General features: G+C 59.8%; 5 protein-coding genes. 3 read left to right on the top strand and 2 right to left on the bottom strand.

The features are described 5' to 3' along the window. Both H5P30_RS04260 and H5P30_RS04265 read right to left on the bottom strand, forming a co-directional pair. Window positions 1-2,729 (bottom strand): CHC2 zinc finger domain-containing protein (locus tag H5P30_RS04260; protein WP_185691724.1); only part of this gene is annotated, 2,729 nt, incomplete at its 3' end. Beyond that, window positions 2,729-2,926 carry a hypothetical protein gene (locus H5P30_RS04265; protein WP_185691725.1) on the bottom strand — a complete coding sequence of 66 codons (198 nt, stop codon included), beginning with the start codon at window positions 2,924-2,926 and terminating at the stop codon, window positions 2,729-2,731. The genes H5P30_RS04260 and H5P30_RS04265, both read right to left, overlap by 1 nt. Window positions 2,927-3,031: 105 nt before the next feature. Between H5P30_RS04265 and H5P30_RS04270 the strand changes: the two genes are divergently transcribed. The 3 genes from H5P30_RS04270 to H5P30_RS04280 all read left to right on the top strand — a co-directional run bounded on the left by H5P30_RS04270 (window position 3,032) and on the right by H5P30_RS04280 (window position 4,439). After that, complete coding sequence (locus tag H5P30_RS04270; protein WP_185691726.1) at window positions 3,032-3,421, top strand: helix-turn-helix domain-containing protein; 390 nt, start codon at window positions 3,032-3,034, stop codon at window positions 3,419-3,421. A 13-nt stretch (window positions 3,422-3,434) separates the two neighbouring features. Next, entirely contained in the window at window positions 3,435-4,088 is a 654-nt protein-coding gene (locus H5P30_RS04275; protein ID WP_185691727.1) for a DUF6338 family protein, read from the top strand. A 150-nt stretch (window positions 4,089-4,238) separates the two neighbouring features. Beyond that, entirely contained in the window at window positions 4,239-4,439 is a 201-nt protein-coding gene (locus tag H5P30_RS04280) for a hypothetical protein (RefSeq protein WP_185691728.1), read from the top strand. The last annotated feature ends 475 nt before the right edge of the window (window positions 4,440-4,914 follow it).

Genomic DNA, 4,914 nt, shown 5'->3' on the forward strand with positions numbered 1-4,914 from the left:
TATTCCATTTCCTGCAGCTTGTTCAGGTGCGTGCGCACCTGGAACTCGGTCCAGCCCGTGAAGCGGCGCACCTGGCGGCGGCTGAACAGGCACACGTCCGGGGTCACTTTTTCCTCGCGGCAACGACTGTCCACCATGTCCCGCAAGAGGATCAACAGCCTCCGCGTCTGCGGCGGAAGCTCGTCGAGCGAGCGGCCCAGCACTTCGTGGGCGATCCGGTTGGCCTCCTCGATATCGGAACGGGTCGCCTCGATATATTCCAAGCCGTCTTTCTCCTTCAGCGGCCTTTGGTGCTGGTGCAAAAGCGCGATCGTGCGGATCAGGGTCAGGTATTTCACATGATCGCGGCGCGTTCTCGTGCGGTCGCTTAGGAAGGTCAGTTGCTTGGCGAAGGGATTGACCACCGGGAGCGGCTTGAGCAGCCGCTGCGCGTTCTTGTGAACGCTCAAAATCCGGTCCCGCTCGACTTTGCGTTTGAGGCCCTCGAAGGTTTCGGCTTCGCGCTGCAGGTCGTGGATCGCTTTCGTCTGCTCTCTCGATTCATCCACGGTGAGGACGAGGCAACGGTTCAGTAATTCTTCGTCGATGTCCACCGCCGTGGTCGTCAGGAAGATCATCACCGGGCCTTCGACGTGGTATTCCTCCGTTTTCATGCGGCCTTGGTCGTCCTTGCCCGTGCTCGCGATCGTCAGTTCCCCTTCGCTTTGCAGGAGCTTGAGGGCGTAGCTCGCCTTCTCCGCTCCCTCTTCCTCGACGATGGCGAGGATTTTGTTCTTCAGGTTCGTCTCCCCGAGGTAGTAGAGGCTTTGGCCCGTCATCGCCGAGTATTTGACGCGCTCCTCTTCCGGAATGAAGGCCAGGATCGATTCCATGAGCGTCGATTTGCCCGCCGCGCTCGTGCTCTGCACGATCACCGCCAAGGGCCGATCCAGCTTCCGCGAGACGCAAGCCAGATACCCGGTCAGCTTGTTCGTCGATTCTCCGACGATCCCGCACGATTCGAAGTCGGCGAGGATGCGGTGCAAAAGGTCCGGGGACCGGAGGAGTTCCAGGGCCTCCGCTTGTTCCTCCTCGGTCATTTCCGGATGGGACGGCTGCGGCTCGGTCGCTGCCCGGATGCGCTCTTCCTGCACTTGTTCGAGGGCCAGCAGCAACTTGCCCAGGTCCCGCTTGATAAGGTCCGGTTCCAGCGTCGTCTCCGAGGCGGCCGCCCGGACGAACGCTTCCCGGTCCTTCGAGCGGTAAAAGTCCAGCGTGTCCAGGTGGAAGCGATCCTCGCAGACAAGGCGAAGGTTCACCTTGAGCACTTCGAGCGAGCCGTTCTTTTGCAGACCCCGGACCCGATACGAACGCGGGCCGAGGTCGAGCAGATAGTCTTCGCCAGAGAGTTTCAGCGCTGGGGAAGTCTCACGCGAAGACCCGAAGGCGCGAAGCTCGTCCTCCGAAGCATTTTTTCCTTTAGTAGCAATATCCTGCCCCACGGTCGCCGCGTCAGCGGCTAAGTTAGCAGCTAAAAGATTAGAAGAAGATGCGCGCGTATCTTGATCTTTGACACGGAAAGGGATTTCACCTTCTTGAGGGACGCAGTGACCAAGCCCTTTGCCACCTGTCGCGCCGTAGCCTTTTGGCGAAGGCGGAAGCCACTCGGCACCGGAGAGAACCGCCTTCAGGGACATTTCAGGTGGAGTGACTTTGAGCGCGTATTCGTTGGAATCCATCCCGGCAGGGAACTTGACCCGGAAGCATTCGATTCCGTGGGATTGGAGACGCTCCGCGTCCCGTTCCGAAGCCCGGTCCCCGGCTTTGTCCCGGTCGTAGGCCAGATAAATCTTCTGCGTCCGGTGCTTCCGGAAGGCTTCGAGGTGTTCGTCCGTAAAGCCTTCCGTTCCCCAGATGCAAGTTACATTCCGGAAGCCATTCACCCAAAAGGTCAGCGCATCGATGATGCTTTCGGTCAGGATGATCTCGGGGGATTTCAGGCACTCCGGGTTCCAGATTCCCGCATGGGGCCCGGGCAAGTAAAGGTGGTAGATGCCGCTCTTTTGACTGCCGACTTTGCGACCGTAGATTTCGCGAACCGCCCCGCCTTCGTCCATAACGGGGAACACCAGCGAGCCGTTAAAATGCTCGTGACCGCTCTCGCGGTAAATCCCCAGCCGCTGCAAGCGGGTGCGGATTTCCGCCCCGTCCTTGCGGTTCTTGTGCGGCAGGGTCAGGCCGAGCGTCCGGTCGGCGTAGCCGATCCGGAACCGCTCGATTGCCTCTTCGTTCCAGAGACCGCGCTTCTTCAGATAGTCGATGGCCGAAGGGTTTTCGTGAAGCCGCTTGGCGTAGTAGCCGAGCACTTGGTCGAAGAGCGTCTGGTCGTCCGCGTCGAACTCGACCGCAGGCGGCAGTTTCGGAACGGAGGACTTCCTCACCGGACCCGCGCTTTTGTAGAGCGAAGGATTCTTCGTGCGCAGCAGCTCGACGGCCTGGCGGAAGCTCACCCCGTCGTAATGCATCACGAAGTCGATCACGCTCCCGCCCTGCCCGCTGCTCATGCAGTGCCACAGGTTCTTCGCCGGGGTCACGATGAAGCTCGGCGTCTTCTCATCCGTGAACGGCGAGAGGCCCGCGAGGTCCTTGCTCCCGTGCTTTTTGAGCTCCACCCCCTTCGAGCGGACGAGGGCCGCGAGGTCCACGGAGCGTTTCAGGTCTTCGAGTTCGGTTTCGGGGATTCGTGGCATCAGCTTTTCCCTCCTTCATCGGCGCGCTCCTGGTTGCGGACCGCCTCCCGGACGCGCTCCAAGGTTCCACGGCCACGTTCGATCAGGTCGTCGAGTCCGTCGTCCCTCCATTCCCATTCGCCGATCTTGTCTTCAAGGACCCACTCCAAACAAAGCAGGTCCGCGTAGGTCAGCGGGTTTTCGTGGGTGATCGTCATTTGAACCTCCATTTTCTAAAAGTGCGTCAAGTTCGGAGTTGATAAATAAACTACGATACGTATTGTTACGTTTCGTATCTTTTATCAAGGCCTATTTCCAAAAAAATGAAAACTTCCGATATAATCGCCACTCATGAACCCGTTCCTTTCATGAGCGACGACCTTCTCGACCAACTTCGCAAGCGCATCATCGCCCGGCGAAAAGCCGCCGGACTGACCCAAGCCGAGGTCGCCGAACGCCTCGGACTCAAACTCGCCCGTTACGGCCATTACGAACGGGGCCTGCGCCGCGTTCCACTGACTCTCCTCCCCGATCTGGCCCAAGCCCTCGAATGCGAAGAAGGCGATCTACTCGGAATCGCCGCAACTAAAGCCTCCAAACGAGGTCCCTCCTCTCGCGCCGAACGGCTCGTGCAACGGCTCGGGACTCTCCCAAGAAAGAAACAAAGCGTGATCCTCGATATGGTCGAAGGGGCCATCGACAAGGCCTCCTAACCTCCGCCCCGCCATGCTCGAGACCTTCAAGGGATTTCTGCTTTTCATCGTCTTCCTCGTGCCCGGATTCATCTTCCGGATCGTCGAGGGACAGTTCGCCTATCTCGACAAGCGACTCGACTGGGGACGCTTCGCCCTTGGTCTGCTCGCCCGAAGCACTATCGTTTACGCCATCGTAGGACCGTGGATCTTCCACAGCTGGCAATCCGGATGGATCCGGTCCCATCCGGTCGCCTCCATTTACCTGTTCGCCTCACTGGCCCTGCTCCTGTCCGTGATCCTCGGGATTTTCGCAGGAATCGTCCGACAGAAAGAATGGTTGCGTAAATTCATCGAACGCTTCGACCTCAAGCCGTTCGAACAGCACGACATTCCCACCGCATGGGACCGCGTCTTCTCCAAGGCCGAACCCTCGTGGATCATCGTCACCTTCAAGGACCAAAGCCAGGTCACGGGCTGGTATGGCTCCGAATCCTATGTCTCCTCCGACCCGGACGAACGGGATCTGTTTATTTCCAGCACCGTGCGCACCAACGAAAAAGGCCAACTTGAGATTGCGGAGAACTCCGGCGGGGTTTATATTCGTATCGACGAAATCAAAACCATCGAGTTTATCGCAGAACCTTCCCTTTCCCATGAGCCAGACACAAACGACCCAGAAGCCTAAAACCGGAACCCCGGCAAAAGGACTGACCGCTTCCAACGAAGCACCCAGACAACGACGTTACATCTCCGAGGGCTACCGACCTTCGACCATCGTCCCGAGACCCAGCCGGGTCCCGGCTTCCGTCGTTTCAGCCGTCCGCGCAGGCTCAAAATGAGCGACTCGAAACATAATCCGGGAAAACCGGAAAAACTTGTTTCCGCAGCCAACGGCTACAGCCCGAGGCCGCAAAAGCCGTCCCATAATTTCGGCTACGCTCCTACCGCTCAAGCCGGACAGGCCCCAAGGCCTCCGGCCAGCCTTCCCTCCGCCGTCTCCAAGCCCTCGCCGCAGGCCAAGGGCAAATCCTCCTGATTTTTCTCTTTAGCCGCTCTTCGCCTTTCAGCGGCCCGGGGAGGCGGCACACTTGTCGCGAAGTAGCTCAAAGAGCGAAGACGGAAGATTGGGTGCCAGGCGCGAAGCGCGGGGCATGGCTTCCGGCCATTCTTCCGGCTTCGCCGGGTAATCCTCAAGCGTCGTAGATGGCCCGCTTGCCGGGCCGTGGGCGACGCGTCAGGCGTCGGAGTGGGATTTCCCAGCGCGGCGATGCGTAGCGAGCAACGCGCGGGGCAACCGCGCCACGGGTGGCGGGGGGAAGCTCCCAGAGCAAAGCGCAGCGTGCGGCCCTGGGGGCGCGTGGCGGGAGGCGACTAAGAAAAGATTTCTCTTGTCGGAGATATTTCAATACGGAGGCAAGCCCTGCGGATGGCCGTTGCCGCCGGGCGCGGGGTGCCGTTATGTTTTGGAGCATCGGAATCCGATGCGGAAGCTAACCCTCGGGCAAAGCGAC

Source organism: Puniceicoccus vermicola (assembly GCF_014230055.1).
GTDB lineage: Bacteria > Verrucomicrobiota > Verrucomicrobiia > Opitutales > Puniceicoccaceae > Puniceicoccus > Puniceicoccus vermicola.

Bases quoted from the DNA above. Each gene is read 5' to 3' on its own strand.
- H5P30_RS04265 (WP_185691725.1), bottom strand. From the start codon at position 2,926: ATGACGATCACCCACGAAAACCCGCTGACCTACGCGGACCTGCTTTGT.
- H5P30_RS04270 (WP_185691726.1), top strand. From the start codon at position 3,032: ATGAAAACTTCCGATATAATCGCCACTCATGAACCCGTTCCTTTCATG.
- H5P30_RS04275 (WP_185691727.1), top strand. From the start codon at position 3,435: ATGCTCGAGACCTTCAAGGGATTTCTGCTTTTCATCGTCTTCCTCGTG.
- H5P30_RS04280 (WP_185691728.1), top strand. From the start codon at position 4,239: ATGAGCGACTCGAAACATAATCCGGGAAAACCGGAAAAACTTGTTTCC.